Origin of the sequence: Pseudomonas sp. BF-R-30, from assembly GCF_019956175.1 — a bacterium.
GTDB lineage: Bacteria > Pseudomonadota > Gammaproteobacteria > Pseudomonadales > Pseudomonadaceae > Aquipseudomonas > Aquipseudomonas jessenii.
Map to the genome: position 1 here is coordinate 102,687 of NZ_JAHBDE010000076.1, position 17,553 is coordinate 120,239.

General features: G+C 57.0%; 19 protein-coding genes. All 19 read left to right on the plus strand.

Annotation, left to right across the window (positions count from 1 at the left end; genetic code table 11):
• Positions 1–82 precede the first annotated feature (82 nt).
• The 19 genes from rpmH (at position 83) to glmU (ending at position 17,540) form a co-directional block, all read left to right on the plus strand.
• Positions 83–217 carry a 50S ribosomal protein L34 gene (rpmH, locus tag KGB20_RS28480; protein ID WP_003213577.1) on the plus strand — a complete coding sequence of 45 codons (135 nt, stop codon included), beginning with the start codon at positions 83–85 and terminating at the stop codon, positions 215–217.
• A gap of 16 nt (positions 218–233) precedes the next feature.
• Complete coding sequence (gene rnpA, locus KGB20_RS28485) at positions 234–635, plus strand: ribonuclease P protein component (RefSeq protein ID WP_056727027.1); 402 nt, start codon at positions 234–236, stop codon at positions 633–635.
• Entirely contained in the window at positions 628–873 is a 246-nt protein-coding gene (gene yidD, locus KGB20_RS28490) for a membrane protein insertion efficiency factor YidD (RefSeq protein WP_010207715.1), read from the plus strand. The genes rnpA and yidD overlap by 8 nt, the downstream gene beginning before the upstream one ends.
• A 2-nt stretch (positions 874–875) precedes the next feature.
• Positions 876–2,555: a membrane protein insertase YidC gene (yidC, locus tag KGB20_RS28495; protein ID WP_057712656.1), complete on the plus strand. Its 1,680-nt coding sequence runs from the start codon at positions 876–878 to the stop codon at positions 2,553–2,555.
• 79 nt (positions 2,556–2,634) lie between these two features.
• Positions 2,635–4,005 carry a tRNA uridine-5-carboxymethylaminomethyl(34) synthesis GTPase MnmE gene (gene mnmE / locus KGB20_RS28500; RefSeq protein WP_057712657.1) on the plus strand — a complete coding sequence of 457 codons (1,371 nt, stop codon included), beginning with the start codon at positions 2,635–2,637 and terminating at the stop codon, positions 4,003–4,005.
• Between the two features lie 550 nt (positions 4,006–4,555).
• Entirely contained in the window at positions 4,556–6,454 is a 1,899-nt protein-coding gene (gene mnmG, locus KGB20_RS28505) for a tRNA uridine-5-carboxymethylaminomethyl(34) synthesis enzyme MnmG (protein ID WP_150812671.1), read from the plus strand.
• A complete protein-coding gene (gene rsmG / locus KGB20_RS28510; RefSeq protein WP_150812672.1) occupies positions 6,451–7,095 on the plus strand; it encodes a 16S rRNA (guanine(527)-N(7))-methyltransferase RsmG in 645 nt (214 codons plus the stop codon). The genes mnmG and rsmG overlap by 4 nt, the downstream gene beginning before the upstream one ends.
• 18 nt (positions 7,096–7,113) lie before the next feature.
• Positions 7,114–7,911, plus strand: a complete 798-nt coding sequence (locus KGB20_RS28515) for a ParA family protein (RefSeq protein WP_046038783.1) — start codon at positions 7,114–7,116, stop codon at positions 7,909–7,911.
• A 9-nt stretch (positions 7,912–7,920) separates the two neighbouring features.
• The gene (locus KGB20_RS28520) at positions 7,921–8,793 is read left to right on the plus strand and encodes a ParB/RepB/Spo0J family partition protein (RefSeq protein WP_057712660.1); all 873 of its coding nucleotides are present in this window, start codon (positions 7,921–7,923) and stop codon (positions 8,791–8,793) included.
• 148 nt (positions 8,794–8,941) lie between these two features.
• Positions 8,942–9,349, plus strand: a complete 408-nt coding sequence (locus KGB20_RS28525; protein ID WP_057712661.1) for a F0F1 ATP synthase subunit I — start codon at positions 8,942–8,944, stop codon at positions 9,347–9,349.
• Positions 9,350–9,365: 16 nt separating this feature from the next.
• A complete protein-coding gene (atpB, locus tag KGB20_RS28530) occupies positions 9,366–10,235 on the plus strand; it encodes a F0F1 ATP synthase subunit A (RefSeq protein WP_057712662.1) in 870 nt (289 codons plus the stop codon).
• A 133-nt stretch (positions 10,236–10,368) separates the two neighbouring features.
• The gene (gene atpE / locus KGB20_RS28535) at positions 10,369–10,626 is read left to right on the plus strand and encodes a F0F1 ATP synthase subunit C (protein ID WP_003097235.1); all 258 of its coding nucleotides are present in this window, start codon (positions 10,369–10,371) and stop codon (positions 10,624–10,626) included.
• A 58-nt stretch (positions 10,627–10,684) separates the two neighbouring features.
• Positions 10,685–11,155 (plus strand): F0F1 ATP synthase subunit B, encoded by a 471-nt coding sequence (locus KGB20_RS28540; RefSeq protein WP_008045681.1) that lies wholly within the window; start codon positions 10,685–10,687, stop codon positions 11,153–11,155.
• 12 nt (positions 11,156–11,167) lie between these two features.
• Complete coding sequence (locus KGB20_RS28545) at positions 11,168–11,704, plus strand: F0F1 ATP synthase subunit delta (RefSeq protein WP_008045680.1); 537 nt, start codon at positions 11,168–11,170, stop codon at positions 11,702–11,704.
• A gap of 21 nt (positions 11,705–11,725) precedes the next feature.
• Positions 11,726–13,270 carry a F0F1 ATP synthase subunit alpha gene (atpA, locus tag KGB20_RS28550; protein ID WP_030132553.1) on the plus strand — a complete coding sequence of 515 codons (1,545 nt, stop codon included), beginning with the start codon at positions 11,726–11,728 and terminating at the stop codon, positions 13,268–13,270.
• A gap of 50 nt (positions 13,271–13,320) precedes the next feature.
• Positions 13,321–14,181 carry a F0F1 ATP synthase subunit gamma gene (gene atpG, locus KGB20_RS28555; protein WP_008045673.1) on the plus strand — a complete coding sequence of 287 codons (861 nt, stop codon included), beginning with the start codon at positions 13,321–13,323 and terminating at the stop codon, positions 14,179–14,181.
• Positions 14,182–14,208: 27 nt separating this feature from the next.
• Positions 14,209–15,588: a F0F1 ATP synthase subunit beta gene (atpD, locus tag KGB20_RS28560; RefSeq protein WP_008002330.1), complete on the plus strand. Its 1,380-nt coding sequence runs from the start codon at positions 14,209–14,211 to the stop codon at positions 15,586–15,588.
• Between the two features lie 45 nt (positions 15,589–15,633).
• On the plus strand, positions 15,634–16,059 hold the full coding sequence (locus KGB20_RS28565) for a F0F1 ATP synthase subunit epsilon (protein ID WP_007969909.1): 426 nt from the start codon (positions 15,634–15,636) through the stop codon (positions 16,057–16,059).
• 113 nt (positions 16,060–16,172) lie between these two features.
• Positions 16,173–17,540, plus strand: a complete 1,368-nt coding sequence (gene glmU / locus KGB20_RS28570) for a bifunctional UDP-N-acetylglucosamine diphosphorylase/glucosamine-1-phosphate N-acetyltransferase GlmU (RefSeq protein WP_154909741.1) — start codon at positions 16,173–16,175, stop codon at positions 17,538–17,540.
• The last annotated feature ends 13 nt before the right edge of the window (positions 17,541–17,553 follow it).

The following is a 17,553-nucleotide window of genomic DNA, read 5'->3' on the forward strand; positions in this document are numbered from 1 at the left end:
AAGGCTTGCTTTCTCTAGAATCCCCGGTCTCTTAAAACGGGGGCCATTCCGGCCCGTTGTGGACGAACCAGGTAACACGACAATGAAACGTACTTTCCAACCAAGCACTATCAAACGCGCTCGTACCCACGGTTTCCGTGCTCGCATGGCTACCAAGAACGGTCGTGCCGTCCTGTCGCGTCGTCGCGCCAAAGGTCGTGCGCGTCTGGCAGTTTGATAATCCGGCACTGGAGGTGAGTCAGGACTTCAGTCGGGAAAAGCGTCTGCTTACCCCCCGGCAATTCAAGGCAGTCTTTGACTCCCCTACCGGCAAGGTTCCGGGGAAAAATCTCCTGCTCCTTGCGCGCAACAACGATCTTGATCACCCCCGTCTCGGGTTGGTAATCGGGAAAAAGAGCGTAAAGCTCTCCGTCGAGCGCAATCGCCTCAAACGTCTGATGCGCGAATCGTTTCGCCTGAACCAGGATTCCCTGGTCGGCTGGGACATTGTTATCGTCGCGCGCAAAGGTTTGGGCGACGTAGAAAACCCCGAATTGATTCAGCATTTCGGCAAACTCTGGAAACGACTGGCTCGCAGTTCGCCAGTACCAGCAGTCAAAACCGAAACTGTAGGGGTAGACAGTCCAGATGCGTAAACTGGCACTCGTTCCGATCCAGTTTTATCGCTATGCCATTAGTCCCCTGATGGCCAGTCACTGTCGTTTCTACCCCAGTTGTTCCTGCTACGCGTTAGAAGCCATCGAAAATCATGGCCTTCTTCGCGGTGGCTGGCTGACCTTTCGTCGTTTAGGTCGCTGTCATCCGTGGAATCCCGGTGGTTATGACCCGGTTCCACCTATCCCTACCTCCCGTTCTTCTTCGATGGCCGAGTAATCATGGATATCAAACGCACGATCCTGATCGTCGCCCTGGCAATCGTGTCCTACGTTATGGTTCTTAAATGGAACCAGGACTATGGCCAGGCTGCCCTGCCGACTCAGAATGTTGCCACCAATACGACTGCATCGGGCCTGCCGGATACGGCATCTGGCTCCAACGCTTCTGCCAGTGACGACATTCCACGTGCTGCAAGCGACACCAGTGCACCTGCCGAAACGCCGGTGGCTGTGAGCAAGGACCTCATCCAGATCAAAACGGATGTACTGGACCTGGCTGTCGACCCACAAGGTGGCGATGTTGCCCAGTTGACCCTGCCGCTGTATCCGCGTCGTCAGGATCACCCGGAAATTCCGTTCCAGCTGTTCGATAACGGCGGCGAACGTACTTATCTGGCGCAAAGCGGTCTGATCGGCACCAACGGTCCGGATGCAAATCCGGCCGGTCGTCCGGTTTATTCCTCGGAGAAGAAGATTTATCAGCTGGCTGACGGTCAGGACCAATTGGTCGTGGACCTGAAGTTCAGCAAAGACGGCGTCAACTACATCAAGCGTTTCACCCTGAAACGCGGCCTGTATGACGTAACCGTTTCCTACCTGGTCGACAACCAGAGCGCCCAGCCCTGGAATGGTGCGATGTTCGCCCAGTTGAAGCGCGACGCCAGCGCCGATCCTTCATCGACTACGGCTACCGGCACCGCGACTTACCTGGGCGCTGCCCTGTGGACAAGTTCCGAGCCGTACAAGAAAGTGTCCATGAAGGACATGGACAAGGCGCCGCTGAAAGAAACCGTCACTGGCGGTTGGGTTGCCTGGTTGCAGCACTACTTCGTGACCGCATGGATTCCGGCCAAGGGCGAAAACAACGTCGTCCAGACCCGTAAAGACAGCAAAGGCAACTACATCATCGGCTACACCGGCCCATCGATGAGTGTTGCGCCGGGTGCCAAGGCCGAGACCAGCGCTGTTCTGTACGCCGGTCCGAAAAGCCAGGCTGTGCTGAAAGAGTTGTCCCCAGGTCTGGAACTGACGGTCGACTACGGCATTCTGTGGTTCATCGCCCAACCGATCTTCTGGTTGCTGCAACACATCCACGCCATTGTGGGTAACTGGGGCTGGTCGATCATCTTCCTGACCATGCTGATCAAAGGGATCTTCTTCCCGCTGTCGGCTGCCAGCTACAAATCCATGGCGCGCATGCGTGCAGTAGCACCGAAACTGGCCGCGCTGAAAGAGCAACATGGCGATGACCGGCAGAAAATGTCGCAAGCCATGATGGAACTGTACAAGAAAGAGAAGATCAATCCGCTGGGTGGTTGCTTGCCAATCCTCGTGCAGATGCCGGTTTTCCTCTCGCTGTACTGGGTTCTGCTGGAAAGCGTTGAAATGCGCCAAGCGCCGTTCATGCTGTGGATTACTGACCTGTCGATCAAGGATCCGTTCTTCATTCTGCCGATCATCATGGGCGCAACCATGTTCATCCAGCAGCAGTTGAACCCGACTCCTCCGGATCCGATGCAGGCCAAGGTGATGAAGCTGATGCCAATCATCTTCACCTTCTTCTTCCTGTGGTTCCCGGCCGGTCTGGTGCTGTACTGGGTTGTAAACAACGTGCTGTCCATCGCACAACAGTGGTACATCACGCGTAAAATCGAAGCGGCCGCTAAAGCAGCTGCCTGATTTACACTGTGGATAACCACTCAAAACGCCCCCTAGTGGGGCGTTTTGCTATCTGTCACTTTTGTCTGGATACCGGTTTATGAGCGTTCCTCGCGAAACCATCGCAGCCGTCGCCACCGCTCAAGGTCGCGGCGGTGTAGGCATCGTGCGTATTTCCGGGCCGTTGGCCAGCGTTGCGGCCAAGGCCTTCAGCGGTCGCGAGCTCAAGCCGCGATTTGCCCACTACGGTCCGTTTTTCAGTGAAAACGACGAGGTGCTGGACCAGGGCATTGCCTTGTATTTCCCCGGCCCGAACTCGTTCACAGGCGAAGATGTGCTGGAGCTGCAAGGCCATGGCGGTCCGATTGTTCTGGATATGTTGCTCAAGCGCTGCCTGGAACTGGGTTGCCGCCTAGCCCGGCCGGGGGAATTCAGTGAGCGCGCCTTCCTCAACGACAAACTGGACCTCGCCCAGGCCGAAGCCATTGCCGACCTGATTGAAGCCAGTTCTGCCCAGGCTGCGCGAAACGCGTTGCGCTCCCTGCAGGGTGCTTTTTCGTCACGTGTGCATAACCTCACCGAGCAACTGATCGGCCTGCGAATCTATGTAGAAGCGGCCATCGATTTCCCGGAAGAGGAAATCGACTTCCTCGCCGATGGCCACGTCCTGAGCATGCTCGACAAAGTGCGCGACGAGTTATCCACCGTCATGCGCGAAGCCGGGCAGGGTGCCTTGCTGCGTGACGGTATGACCGTGGTCATTGCCGGTCGTCCGAATGCTGGTAAATCCAGCCTGCTCAATGCCCTGGCCGGGCGTGAAGCAGCAATCGTGACCGAGATTGCCGGCACCACCCGTGACGTGCTTCGCGAACATATCCACATCGATGGCATGCCGCTGCACGTCGTGGATACCGCCGGTCTGCGCGATACCGATGATCATGTGGAAAAAATCGGCGTCGAGCGTGCCTTGAAAGCTATCGGCGAAGCCGATCGGGTACTGTTGGTGGTTGATGCCACTGCTCCGGAAGCCCTCGATCCTTTCGCACTCTGGCCGGAGTTTCTCGAAATCCGTCCCGATCCCGCGAAAGTCACCCTGATCCGCAACAAAGCCGATCTTACGGGCGAAGCCATTGCGCTGGAGGTCAGCCAGGACGGCCATGTCACCATCAGCCTGAGCGCCAGGTCGGGTGGTGTCGGGCTGGAGCTGCTGCGTGATCACCTCAAGGCCTGCATGGGCTATGAACAAACGTCCGAAAGCAGCTTCAGCGCTCGCCGGCGACACCTTGAGGCGCTACGTCATGCCAGTGCGGCCCTCGAGCATGGCCGTGCCCAATTGACCCTGGCCGGTGCTGGTGAGTTGTTGGCCGAGGATTTGCGCCAGGCTCAGCAGTCGCTGGGTGAAATCACCGGTGCTTTCAGTTCCGATGACCTGCTGGGGCGGATTTTTTCCAGCTTCTGTATCGGTAAGTAGCCCTCCTGTTATTCACAGACAGGCCATTCGTGCCTGTCTGTTCTCTCCTTTTCTGAAAAAAACTTCCAGTGCCGAGCGGACTTCGTCTGCTTGAGCGGAATTCCTGCACCCGAATTTCGAGCGAACGGCACTTTTCTGTGGATTAAGCCCTGTGAATAACCGCGGCTAAGGTCAGTTGATAACAGGGCTCGAAAACTGGACATAACCGCCTCTGTGGATAACCATCCCTTTCATCCACAGGCTTAAACCGGTTATCCAAGGGCCTCATTGGCACATGAACACAGGGTTTTGAATCTCTGTACACATTGAAAATAAAGGGCTATAGCAATCTATCCACAGAAAGGTAGGTGCATAGAAATAAACATAAAAACAAAGATTTAATAAATTTCTTTCTTTTTAATTTCTATAACTCCGACTTTTCCACAGCTGGTTAAATTTTGTGCAAAGGGTTCTTTAGGAAGGGCGAAGTCCCTATACTTGTCGACCAGGTCCAAAAACCTGAGCTCAAACTATTCCTGAATTACCTACTTAAGCAGGCACGAGGTGCGTGGTGGATTTCCCTTCCCGTTTTGAAGTGATCGTCATCGGCGGCGGTCATGCCGGTACCGAGGCAGCACTGGCCTCAGCACGTATGGGGGTTAAAACCCTATTGCTGACGCATAACGTGGAAACCCTCGGTGCCATGAGTTGCAATCCGGCCATTGGCGGGATCGGCAAAAGCCACCTGGTCAAGGAAATCGACGCCCTTGGCGGCGCGATGGCCATGGCTACCGATAAAGGCGGTATCCAGTTTCGCGTGTTGAACAGCCGCAAAGGCCCGGCCGTGCGAGCAACCCGCGCGCAGGCAGACCGGGTTCTGTACAAGGCAGCTGTCCGCGAAATCCTGGAGAACCAGCCGAACCTGTGGATATTTCAACAGGCCGCTGACGATCTGATCGTCGAGCAGGAACAAGTCCGTGGTGTTGTCACCCAAATGGGCCTGCGTTTCTTCGCTGATTCCGTGGTGTTGACCACCGGTACGTTCCTCGGTGGACTTATCCACATCGGTTTGCAGAATTTTTCCGGCGGTCGCGCCGGTGATCCGCCATCGATCGCGCTGGCTCACCGTCTGCGTGAACTGCCATTGCGCGTGGGTCGTTTGAAAACCGGTACTCCGCCACGTATCGACGGTCGGTCTGTGGATTTCTCGGTGATGTCCGAGCAACCGGGTGATACGCCGATCCCGGTGATGTCGTTCATGGGGTCAAAAGAGCAGCATCCGAAGCAAGTCAGCTGCTGGATTACCCACACGAATGCGCGCACCCACGAAATCATTGCCGCGAACCTCGACCGTTCGCCGATGTATTCCGCTGCCGGTGAGATCGAAGGGATCGGCCCGCGTTATTGCCCGTCGATCGAAGACAAGATCCATCGCTTCGCCGACAAGGAAAGCCATCAGGTGTTTATCGAACCGGAAGGTTTGACCACCCATGAGCTGTATCCGAACGGTATATCCACAAGCTTGCCGTTCGACGTGCAATTGCAGATCGTGCAATCGATCCGCGGCATGGAAAACGCGCACATCGTGCGTCCGGGCTACGCGATCGAGTACGACTACTTCGATCCACGTGATTTGAAATACAGCCTGGAAACCAAAGTCATCGGCGGCTTGTTCTTCGCCGGGCAAATCAACGGCACAACCGGTTACGAAGAAGCCGGTGCCCAGGGTTTGCTCGCCGGGACCAACGCTGCACTGCGTGCGCAAGGCAAAGAGGCCTGGTGCCCGCGTCGCGACGAGGCCTATATCGGCGTGTTGGTCGACGACCTGATAACCCTCGGTACCCAAGAGCCGTACCGGATGTTCACCTCACGTGCCGAATATCGCTTGATCCTGCGCGAAGACAACGCCGACCTGCGCTTGACCGAAAAAGGTCGCGAACTGGGTCTGGTGGATGACGTGCGCTGGGCGGCTTTCTGCAAAAAACGCGAAAGCATCGAACTGGAAGAGCAGCGCCTGAAAAGTACCTGGGTACGCCCTGGTACCGAACAGGGCGATGCCATTGCCGAAAAATTCGGCACGCCACTGACTCACGAATACAACCTGCTCAACCTCTTGAGCCGTCCGGAAATCGACTACGCTGGTCTCATCGCCGTGACCGGTGGGGGCGCGGAAGATCCACAGGTTGCCGAGCAGGTCGAGATCAAGACCAAATACGCCGGCTACATTGATCGTCAACAGGATGAAATCGCCCGCCTGCGAGCCAGCGAAGACACCAAATTGCCTGTGGATATCGATTACACGAATATTTCCGGTCTCTCCAAGGAGATCCAGAGCAAGCTCGGCACGACCCGTCCAGAAACCTTGGGCCAGGCCTCGCGCATACCGGGCGTTACGCCGGCAGCCATTTCGCTGTTGATGATTCATTTGAAAAAACGCGGCGCGGGCCGTCAGTTGGAGCAAAGCGCTTGAGTTCGTTGGTCACCTCGCAACACGCAGAAGAGTTATCCACAGGTGCTCGCCAGCTCGGTGTCACGCTGACAGAAACCCAGCACGCGCAGCTGCTGGGTTATCTGGCCCTGTTGATAAAATGGAACAAGGCTTACAACCTGACCGCGGTACGCGATCCGGACGAGATGGTCTCCCGCCACTTGCTCGATAGTTTGAGCGTGATGTCGTTCGTCGAAAACGGCCGGTGGCTGGACGTCGGCAGCGGCGGTGGTATGCCTGGCATTCCGCTGGCGATCCTGTTTCCCGAGTCCCAGGTGACCTGCCTGGACAGCAACGGCAAGAAAACCCGCTTCCTGACCCAGGTCAAACTCGAACTAAAACTGGATAACCTGCAAGTTATCCACAGTCGCGTCGAAGCCTTCCAGCCTGTACAGCCCTTCAACGGAATCATTTCCCGGGCGTTCAGCAGCATGGAGAACTTCAGCAACTGGACGCGCCACCTCGGCGATAGCGAAACACGCTGGCTGGCAATGAAGGGCGTTCATCCGGCCGATGAGCTGGTAGCATTGCCGGCAGACTTCCACCTCGATAGCGAACACGCCCTGGCCGTACCTGGTTGCCAAGGCCAACGCCATCTGCTGATACTGCGCCGCACGGCATGATTGGGAACACAAGCAAGAATGGCTAAGGTATTCGCGATTGCGAACCAAAAGGGTGGCGTGGGCAAAACCACCACCTGCATCAACCTCGCAGCATCCCTGGTCGCGACCAAGCGCCGGGTGCTGTTGATCGATCTTGATCCACAGGGCAACGCCACCATGGGTAGCGGTGTGGATAAACATGGCCTGGAAAACTCGGTCTACGACCTGCTGATCGGAGAATGTGATCTGGCCCAGGCCATGCACTTCTCCGAACACGGTGGCTACCAGCTGTTGCCGGCCAACCGCGATCTCACCGCGGCCGAAGTGGTGCTGCTGGAAATGCAGATGAAGGAAAGCCGTCTGCGCAGCGCGCTGGCGCCGATCCGGGAAAACTACGATTACATCCTGATCGACTGCCCGCCGTCGCTGTCGATGCTGACCTTGAACGCACTGGTTGCCGCTGACGGGGTCATTATCCCCATGCAGTGCGAGTACTTCGCACTCGAAGGCTTGAGCGACCTTGTGGATAACATCAAGCGTATCTCTGAACTGCTGAACCCGAACCTCAAGGTCGAAGGCCTGCTGCGTACGATGTACGACCCACGCCTGAGCCTGATGAACGATGTCTCGGCGCAGCTCAAGGAACACTTCGGCGAGCAGCTCTACGACACCGTCATACCGCGCAATATCCGTCTGGCCGAAGCGCCAAGCTACGGCATGCCGGCGCTGGCGTACGACAAAGCTTCGCGAGGCGCCGTTGCCTACCTGGCATTGGCGGGCGAAATGGTTCGTCGTCAACGCAAAAACTCACGCATCGCCGCTGCTCAGGCAACTTAAGGAATCCCCATGGCCGTCAAGAAACGAGGTCTCGGACGTGGACTGGATGCTCTGTTGAGTGGTCCGACTGTCAGCTCGCTGGAAGAACAAGCGGCGCAAGCCGATCAGCGTGAGCTGCAACATCTCCCCCTGGATCTGCTCCAGCGCGGCAAGTACCAGCCGCGTCGTGACATGGATCCGCAGGCGCTCGAAGAGCTGGCGCAATCGATCAAGGCCCAGGGCGTCATGCAGCCCATCGTGGTTCGCCCGATCGGCAGCGGCCGCTTTGAAATCATTGCCGGCGAACGCCGCTGGCGCGCCAGCCAGCAAGCCGGGCAGGAAACCATCCCGGCAATGGTTCGCGATGTACCCGATGAAACCGCGATCGCCATCGCGCTGATCGAGAACATTCAGCGCGAAGACCTGAACCCGATTGAAGAAGCGGTGGCCCTGCAGCGGTTGCAGCAGGAGTTCCAGCTGACCCAGCAACAGGTGGCCGAGGCTGTGGGCAAGTCCCGGGTGACAGTGGCCAACCTGTTGCGCCTGATTTCCTTGCCGGAAGTCATCAAGACCATGTTGTCCCACGGCGACCTGGAAATGGGTCATGCCCGTGCTTTGCTCGGTTTGCCGGAAATTCAACAGGTTGAAGGGGCGCGACATGTTGTCGCACGCGGGCTGACCGTGCGCCAAACCGAGGCACTGGTTCGCCAGTGGTTGAGTGGTAAACCGGAGCCTGTGGAAGCGGCAAAACCGGACCCGGATATTGCCCGTCTCGAACAGCGTCTGGCCGAGCGCCTAGGCTCTGCGGTGCAGATCCGCCACGGTAAGAAGGGTAAAGGACAGTTGGTGATTGGCTACAACTCACTGGATGAGCTTCAAGGCGTACTTGCACATATCCGCTGAAACATTTCCTCATGTAGCGCGCAGTCGGAAATCACTACCTGACAGTTGAATAGGGGCAGAACCGCCCCTATACTCTGCGCGCATTTTGTCGGCACAAATTATGCCAAGTTATTGAATTTCGGCAGCCGACCATTGGGGAGTAAAAGTGATGGAAACCCGCACGCCAAACCGCCTGCCCTTCCATCGCCTGGCAGTTTTTCCGGTGTTAATGGCTCAATTTGTCGTGTTGCTGATCGCCGCTTTGGCGCTCTGGTACCGATATGGAGTCGTTGCCGGGTACTCGGGACTCTGCGGAGGCCTGATAGCCTTGCTACCCAATATTTATTTCGCTCACAGGGCATTTCGGTTTTCCGGCGCCCGAGCAGCCCAGTCCATCGTCCGGTCTTTTTATGCCGGCGAGGCAGGCAAACTGATTTTGACGGCAGTGCTGTTTGCACTGGTGTTTGCAGGTGTGAAGCCACTGGCGCCGATTGCAGTATTCGGTGCCTTCGTGCTGACTCAGTCGGTCAGCTGGTTCGCTCCCCTGCTGATGAGAACAAGACTTTCGAGACCTTAGGGCGTTTGAGGCAACCATGGCAGAAACAACCGCTTCGGGCTATATCCAGCACCACTTGCAGAACCTGACCTTCGGTCAGCACCCTACCGGCGGCTGGGGCTTTGCCCACACCGCAGCAGAAGCCAAAGAAATGGGCTTCTGGGCTTTCCACGTCGATACTCTCGGCTGGTCGGTCGCATTGGGTCTGATCTTCGTTCTTCTTTTCCGCATGGCGGCCAAGAAAGCGACTTCCGGTCAGCCTGGTGCTTTGCAGAACTTCGTTGAAGTATTGGTCGAATTCGTCGATGGCAGCGTGAAAGACAGCTTCCATGGCCGTAGCCCGGTGATTGCACCGCTGGCACTGACCATCTTCGTCTGGGTGTTCCTGATGAACGCCGTCGACCTGGTACCGGTCGACTGGATTCCTCAGCTGGCCATCCTGATCTCCGGCGATGCCCACATCCCGTTCCGCGCCGTGTCGACCACCGACCCGAACGCGACTCTGGCCATGGCCTTCACGGTGTTCGCGCTGATCATTTTCTACAGCATCAAGATCAAGGGCCTCGGCGGCTTCATCGGCGAGCTGACCCTGCACCCGTTCGGCAGCAAGAACATCTTCGTTCAGGCCCTGCTGATTCCGGTGAACTTCCTGCTGGAATTCGTGACCCTGATCGCCAAGCCGATCTCCCTGGCTCTGCGTCTGTTCGGCAACATGTACGCCGGCGAGCTGGTCTTCATTCTGATTGCTGTGATGTTCGGCAGCGGTCTGCTCTGGCTTAGTGGCCTGGGCGTTGTTCTGCAGTGGGCGTGGGCTGTGTTCCACATCCTGATCATCACCCTGCAGGCGTTCATCTTCATGATGTTGACCATCGTCTACCTGTCGATGGCGCACGAAGAAAACCATTAAGGCCAGTCTCGACTAGTCTGATGTCCTTCCCGGTAAAACGGGAAGGTGCTCCTTACGGGGCATCTGAAACGATTTGTTTTACCGCTTTAATCTAAAAAACCTAAACCATACGACGTAAAAGTCGGGAGGAAAGATGGAAACTGTAGTTGGTCTAACCGCTATCGCTGTTGCACTGTTGATCGGCCTGGGCGCACTGGGTACCGCAATTGGTTTCGGCCTGCTGGGCGGCAAGTTCCTGGAAGGCGCAGCGCGTCAGCCAGAAATGGTTCCAATGCTGCAAGTTAAAATGTTCATCGTTGCCGGTCTGCTCGACGCCGTAACCATGATCGGTGTTGGTATCGCTCTGTTCTTCACCTTTGCGAACCCGTTCGTTGGTCAAATCGCTGGCTAATTACTCGGATCTTCCGGGTAATTTGGTGTGATGGACAACGTAACTGCGAGGTGTTGGCGTGAACATTAATGCGACCCTGATTGGCCAGTCCGTTGCGTTCCTGATTTTTGTACTGTTCTGCATGAAGTTCGTATGGCCTCCGGTCATTGCGGCACTGCACGAACGTCAAAAGAAGATCGCTGATGGTCTGGACGCTGCCAGCCGTGCAGCTCGCGACCTGGAGTTGGCCCAAGAAAAAGCGGGTCACCAACTGCGCGAAGCGAAAGCTCAGGCAGCTGAAATCATCGAGCAAGCCAAGAAACGCGGTAACCAGATTGTCGAAGAGGCTGTTGAAAAGGCCCGTGTCGACGCTGACCGTGTGAAGGTTCAGGCTCAGGCCGAGATCGAACAGGAACTGAACAGTGTCAAAGACGCGCTGCGTGCCCAAGTGGGCTTGCTGGCAGTCGGCGGCGCCGAGAAGATCCTGGGTGCCACAATCGATCAAAACGCGCACGCAGAGCTGGTTAACCAACTGGCTGCTGAAATCTAAGCGAGGGCGATCATGGCAGAACTGACCACGTTGGCCCGACCTTACGCTAAGGCGGCCTTCGAGCACGCTCAGGCCCACCAGCAACTGGCCAATTGGTCAGCCATGCTCGGCCTGGCTGCAGCGGTGTCGGAAGACGACACCATGCAGCGCGTGCTCAAGGCCCCGCGACTGACGAGCGCAGAAAAGGCCGCCACGTTTATTGACGTGTGCGGCGACAAGTTTGATGCCAAGGCACAGAACTTCATCCACGTCGTTGCCGAAAACGACCGTCTCCCGCTGTTGCCGGAGATCGCCGCTCTGTTCGACCTGTACAAGGCCGAACAAGAGAAGTCGGTAGACGTTGAAGTCACCAGTGCTTTCGCATTGAACCAAGAACAGCAAGACAAACTCGCCAAGGTTCTCAGTGCACGACTCAACCGGGAAGTGCGCCTGCAAGTTGCGGAGGACGCTGCCCTTATTGGTGGTGTCGTCATCCGCGCCGGCGACCTGGTTATCGATGGCTCGATTCGCGGCAAAATCGCGAAACTTGCCGAAGCATTGAAATCTTGAGTTTGAAGGGGCAGCAGAGCAATGCAGCAACTCAATCCTTCCGAAATAAGTGAAATTATCAAGGGCCGCATCGACAAGCTCGATGTGACCTCCCAAGCCCGTAACGAAGGCACTGTCGTCAGCGTATCTGACGGTATCGTGCGGATTCACGGTCTGGCCGACGTAATGTACGGCGAGATGATCGAGTTTCCGGGCGGCGTCTTCGGTATGGCCCTCAACCTGGAGCAAGACTCCGTAGGTGCCGTTGTATTGGGCGCATACCAGTCTCTGGCTGAAGGCATGAGCGCCAAGTGCACTGGCCGCATCCTGGAAGTTCCGGTTGGTAAGGAACTGCTGGGTCGCGTAGTCGACGCACTGGGTAACCCTGTTGACGGCAAAGGTCCACTGGGCAACACCGAGACCGACGCGGTCGAGAAAGTTGCTCCAGGCGTGATCTGGCGTAAGTCGGTAGACCAGCCTGTACAGACTGGCTACAAGGCTGTCGATGCCATGATCCCTGTCGGCCGTGGCCAGCGTGAGCTGATCATCGGTGACCGTCAGATCGGTAAAACCGCTCTGGCGATCGACGCGATCATCAACCAGAAGAACAGCGGCATTTTCTGCGTCTACGTAGCAATCGGTCAGAAACAATCGACCATCGCCAACGTGGTTCGCAAGCTGGAAGAAAACGGCGCCCTGGCCAACACGATCATCGTGGCTGCCAGTGCTTCGGAATCTCCTGCGCTGCAATTCCTGGCACCGTACTCCGGTTGCACCATGGGTGAATTCTTCCGCGACCGCGGTGAAGACGCGCTGATCGTTTATGACGATCTGTCCAAGCAAGCAGTGGCTTACCGCCAGATTTCCCTGCTGCTGCGCCGTCCACCAGGCCGTGAAGCTTACCCAGGCGACGTGTTCTATCTCCACTCCCGTCTGCTGGAGCGCGCATCCCGCGTTTCGGAAGAATACGTAGAGAAGTTCACCAACGGCGCAGTGACCGGCAAAACCGGTTCCCTGACCGCACTGCCGATCATCGAAACCCAGGCTGGCGACGTTTCCGCGTTCGTTCCGACCAACGTGATTTCCATCACCGACGGTCAGATCTTCCTGGAATCGGCCATGTTCAACTCGGGCATCCGTCCTGCAGTGAACGCCGGTGTTTCGGTATCCCGTGTGGGTGGTGCCGCTCAGACCAAGATCATCAAGAAGCTGTCCGGTGGTATCCGTACCGCTCTGGCTCAGTACCGTGAACTGGCGGCATTCGCCCAGTTCGCTTCTGACCTGGACGAAGCGACCCGTAAGCAACTTGAGCATGGTCAGCGCGTTACCGAGCTGATGAAGCAGAAGCAATACGCACCAATGTCGATCGCTGACATGGCGCTGTCGCTGTATGCCGCTGAGCGTGGGTTCCTGACTGACGTTGAAATCGCCAAGATCGGCAGCTTCGAGCAAGCGCTGATTGCTTTCTTCAACCGCGATCACGCCGATTTGATGGCGAAGATCAACGTGAAAGGTGACTTCAATGACGAAATCGACGCTGGCATGAAAGCCGGTATCGAGAAGTTCAAGGCCACCCAAACCTGGTAAGCCGCAGCGGGAGCCGCAAGGCTCCCGCTTGCTAACCTGATAGGTGTTACATGGCAGGCGCAAAAGAGATTCGCAGTAAGATTGCGAGCATCAAAAGCACGCAAAAGATTACCAGCGCCATGGAAAAAGTGGCGGTCAGCAAAATGCGCAAGGCACAAATGCGCATGGCTGCTAGCCGTCCTTATGCGGAGCGTATCCGCCAGGTAATTGGGCATCTGGCCAACGCCAACCCGGAATACCGCCACCCGTTCATGATCGACCGCGAAATCAAGCGTGTTGGTTATGTCGTAGTGAGCAGTGACCGTGGTCTGTGCGGCGGCTTGAACACCAACCTGTTCAAGGCCCTGGTCAAGGACATGGCGGTAAACCGCGAAAACGGCGTCGAGATCGATCTGTGTGTCGTTGGTAGCAAGGGTGCGGCCTTTTTCCGCAACTTCGGCGGTAACGTCGTTGCAGCTATCAGCCACCTGGGTGAAGAGCCGTCGATCAATGATCTGATCGGCAGCGTCAAGGTGATGCTGGATGCCTACCTGGACGGCCGTATTGACCGCCTGTCCGTGGTGTCCAACAAGTTCATCAACACCATGACGCAACAGCCTACCGTGGAGCAGTTGATTCCATTGGTGGCAACCCCGGATCAAGACCTCAAGCACCACTGGGACTATCTCTACGAACCGGATGCCAAGGAGCTGCTCGACGGCTTGATGGTCCGTTACGTGGAGTCGCAGGTCTACCAGGCGGTGGTCGAGAACAACGCGGCTGAACAAGCTGCGCGGATGATCGCGATGAAGAACGCTACCGACAACGCCGGTGATTTGATCAGCGATTTGCAGCTGGTCTACAACAAGGCGCGTCAGGCTGCGATCACCCAAGAGATCTCGGAAATCGTCGGCGGCGCTGCCGCGGTTTAACGGTTCAAATATTCAGAGGATCCAGCTATGAGTAGCGGACGTATCGTTCAAATCATCGGCGCCGTTATCGACGTGGAATTTCCACGCGACAGCGTACCGAGCATCTACAACGCGCTGACAGTACAAAGCGCGGCCGGGACCACTCTGGAAGTTCAGCAGCAGCTGGGCGACGGCGTGGTTCGTACCATTGCGATGGGTTCCACCGAAGGCCTGAAGCGCGGTCTGGAAGTTACCGACTCTGGCGCAGCCATCTCCGTACCGGTCGGTAAAGCGACTCTGGGCCGGATCATGGACGTTCTGGGCAACCCGATCGACGAAGCTGGCCCTATCGCCACTGAAGAGCGTTGGGGCATTCACCGTCCAGCGCCTTCGTTCGCTGAACAAGCAGGCGGCAACGACCTGCTGGAAACCGGCATCAAGGTTATCGACCTGGTTTGCCCGTTCGCCAAAGGCGGTAAAGTCGGTCTGTTCGGTGGTGCCGGTGTAGGCAAAACCGTAAACATGATGGAACTGATCCGTAACATCGCCATCGAGCACAGCGGTTATTCCGTGTTCGCCGGTGTGGGTGAGCGTACTCGTGAGGGTAACGACTTCTACCACGAGATGAAGGACTCCAACGTTCTGGACAAAGTGGCACTGGTTTACGGTCAGATGAACGAGCCGCCGGGTAACCGTCTGCGCGTAGCACTGACCGGCCTGACCATGGCCGAGAAGTTCCGTGACGAAGGTAACGACGTTCTGCTGTTCGTCGACAACATCTACCGTTACACCCTGGCCGGTACTGAAGTATCCGCACTGCTGGGCCGTATGCCTTCGGCAGTAGGTTACCAGCCGACCCTGGCTGAAGAGATGGGCGTTCTGCAAGAACGTATCACTTCGACCAAGGAAGGTTCGATCACTTCGATCCAAGCGGTATACGTACCTGCGGATGACTTGACCGACCCGTCGCCAGCGACCACCTTCGCCCACTTGGACGCTACCGTCGTTCTGTCCCGTGACATCGCTTCCCTGGGTATCTACCCAGCGGTCGATCCACTCGACTCGACTTCGCGCCAGCTGGACCCGAACGTAATCGGCCAGGACCACTACGACACCGCTCGCGGCGTTCAGTACGTTCTGCAGCGTTACAAAGAACTGAAGGACATCATTGCGATCCTGGGTATGGACGAGCTGTCGGAAGCCGACAAGCAGTTGGTAAACCGTGCTCGTAAGATCCAGCGCTTCTTGTCGCAGCCGTTCTTCGTGGCTGAAGTCTTCACCGGTGCATCGGGTAAATACGTTTCCCTGAAAGACACCATTGCTGGCTTCAAAGGCATCCTCAACGGTGACTACGACCACCTGCCAGAACAAGCGTTCTACATGGTTGGCGGCATCGAAGAAGCGATCGAGAAAGCCAAGAAACTGTAATCCCGGCGCCCGGCAACGGGCGCTAATTTAGGTTGAGGCAATCAGATGGCTATGACAGTCCATTGCGATATCGTCAGCGCGGAAGGAGAAATCTTTTCCGGTCTGGTCGAGATGGTGATTGCGCACGGTGCACTGGGTGATCTTGGTATCGCTCTGGGTCACGCGCCGCTGATCACTAATCTGAAGCCAGGTCCGATCCGCCTGGTCAAGCAGGGCGGGGAAGAGGAGGTGTATTACATCTCCGGTGGTTTCCTCGAGGTTCAGCCGAACATGGTCAAGGTTCTTGCCGACACCGTGCAACGTGCTGCCGACCTGGATGAAGCCTCTGCTCAGGAAGCCGTTAAGGCAGCCGAGAAGGCCTTGCATGAACGTGGCGCAGAATTCGATTACGGTTCTGCTGCCGCACGTCTGGCCGAGGCTGCAGCTCAGCTGCGCACCGTCCAGCAGATCCGCAAGAAGTTCGGCCACTAAGGCTGCACTTGTTGTGTGATTGATTAAAAAGGGTAGCCTCGGCTACCCTTTTTTCTTTTCCGATTTTTACAACCCGGTCGCAGCCGCTGACCACCCAGGATTGGTAGCCAGTCATGTCTCTTGAAATCGTTATTCTCGCTGCTGGCCAAGGCACGCGTATGCGTTCTGCTTTGCCGAAAGTTTTGCACCCGATTGCTGGCAACTCCATGCTCGGCCATGTTATCCACAGTGCCCGGCAACTTGATCCACAGCGCATTCACGTCGTGATCGGTCATGGTGCCGATGCGGTGCGCGAACGCCTGGCGGCGGATGACCTGAACTTCGTCCTGCAGGATAAACAGTTGGGTACCGGCCACGCCGTTGCTCAAGCCGTGCCGTTCATTCAGGCCGACACCGTGCTGGTGCTCTACGGCGATGTGCCGTTGATCGAGGTCGACACCCTGCAGCGCCTGCTCAAGAAGGTGGGGCCGCAGCAGTTGGGCTTGCTGACCGTCGAACTGGATGACCCGACCGGTTACGGCCGCATCGTTCGTGATGACGCAGGTAAAGTGACGGCCATCGTCGAACAGAAAGATGCCAACGAAGCCGAACGCAAGATCACCGAAGGCAATACCGGCATTCTGGCGCTGCCTTTTGCCCGTCTCGGCGACTGGATGAGCCGACTTTCCAATAACAACGCCCAGGGCGAGTACTACCTGACCGATATCATTGCCATGGCCGTGAGCGATGGTCTGGTGGTGGCCACCGAGCATCCGCACGACGCCATGGAAGTGCAGGGCGCCAATGACCGCAAGCAGCTTTCCGAACTTGAACGGCATTATCAATTGCGCGCCGGTCGTCGCTTGATGGCTCAAGGCGTGACGCTGCGCGACCCGGCACGATTCGATGTGCGCGGAGACGTAACCGTAGGCCGCGATGTGCTGATCGACATCAACGTGATCCTCGAAGGCAAGGTGGTCATTGAAGACGACGTGGTGATCGGCCCGAACTGTGTGATCAAGGACAGCACCCTGCGCAAAGGCGTGGTCATCAAGGCCAACAGCCATATCGAAGGTGCCATTCTGGGTGAAAGCAGCGATGCCGGCCCGTTTGCGCGTCTGCGTCCAGGTACCGTGCTGGAAGCCCGGGCGCATGTGGGTAACTTCGTCGAGTTGAAAAACGCTCACCTGGGCGAAGGTGCCAAGGCCGGTCACCTGACTTACCTGGGCGATGCCGAAGTCGGGGCGCGCACCAACATTGGGGCCGGCACCATCACCTGCAACTACGACGGCGCCAACAAGTGGAAAACCGTGTTGGGCGAAGATGTGTTCATTGGTTCCAACAACTCGTTGGTAGCGCCTGTGGATATCCTGGCCGGTGCGACCACGGCGGCCGGTTCGACCATTACTTCGACTGTGGATAAATCCCAGTTGGCGATTGGGCGTGCTCGTCAGAAGAACATCGACGGCTGGAAGCGGCCGGAGAAGATCAAGAAGGGCTGAGTTATCCACAACT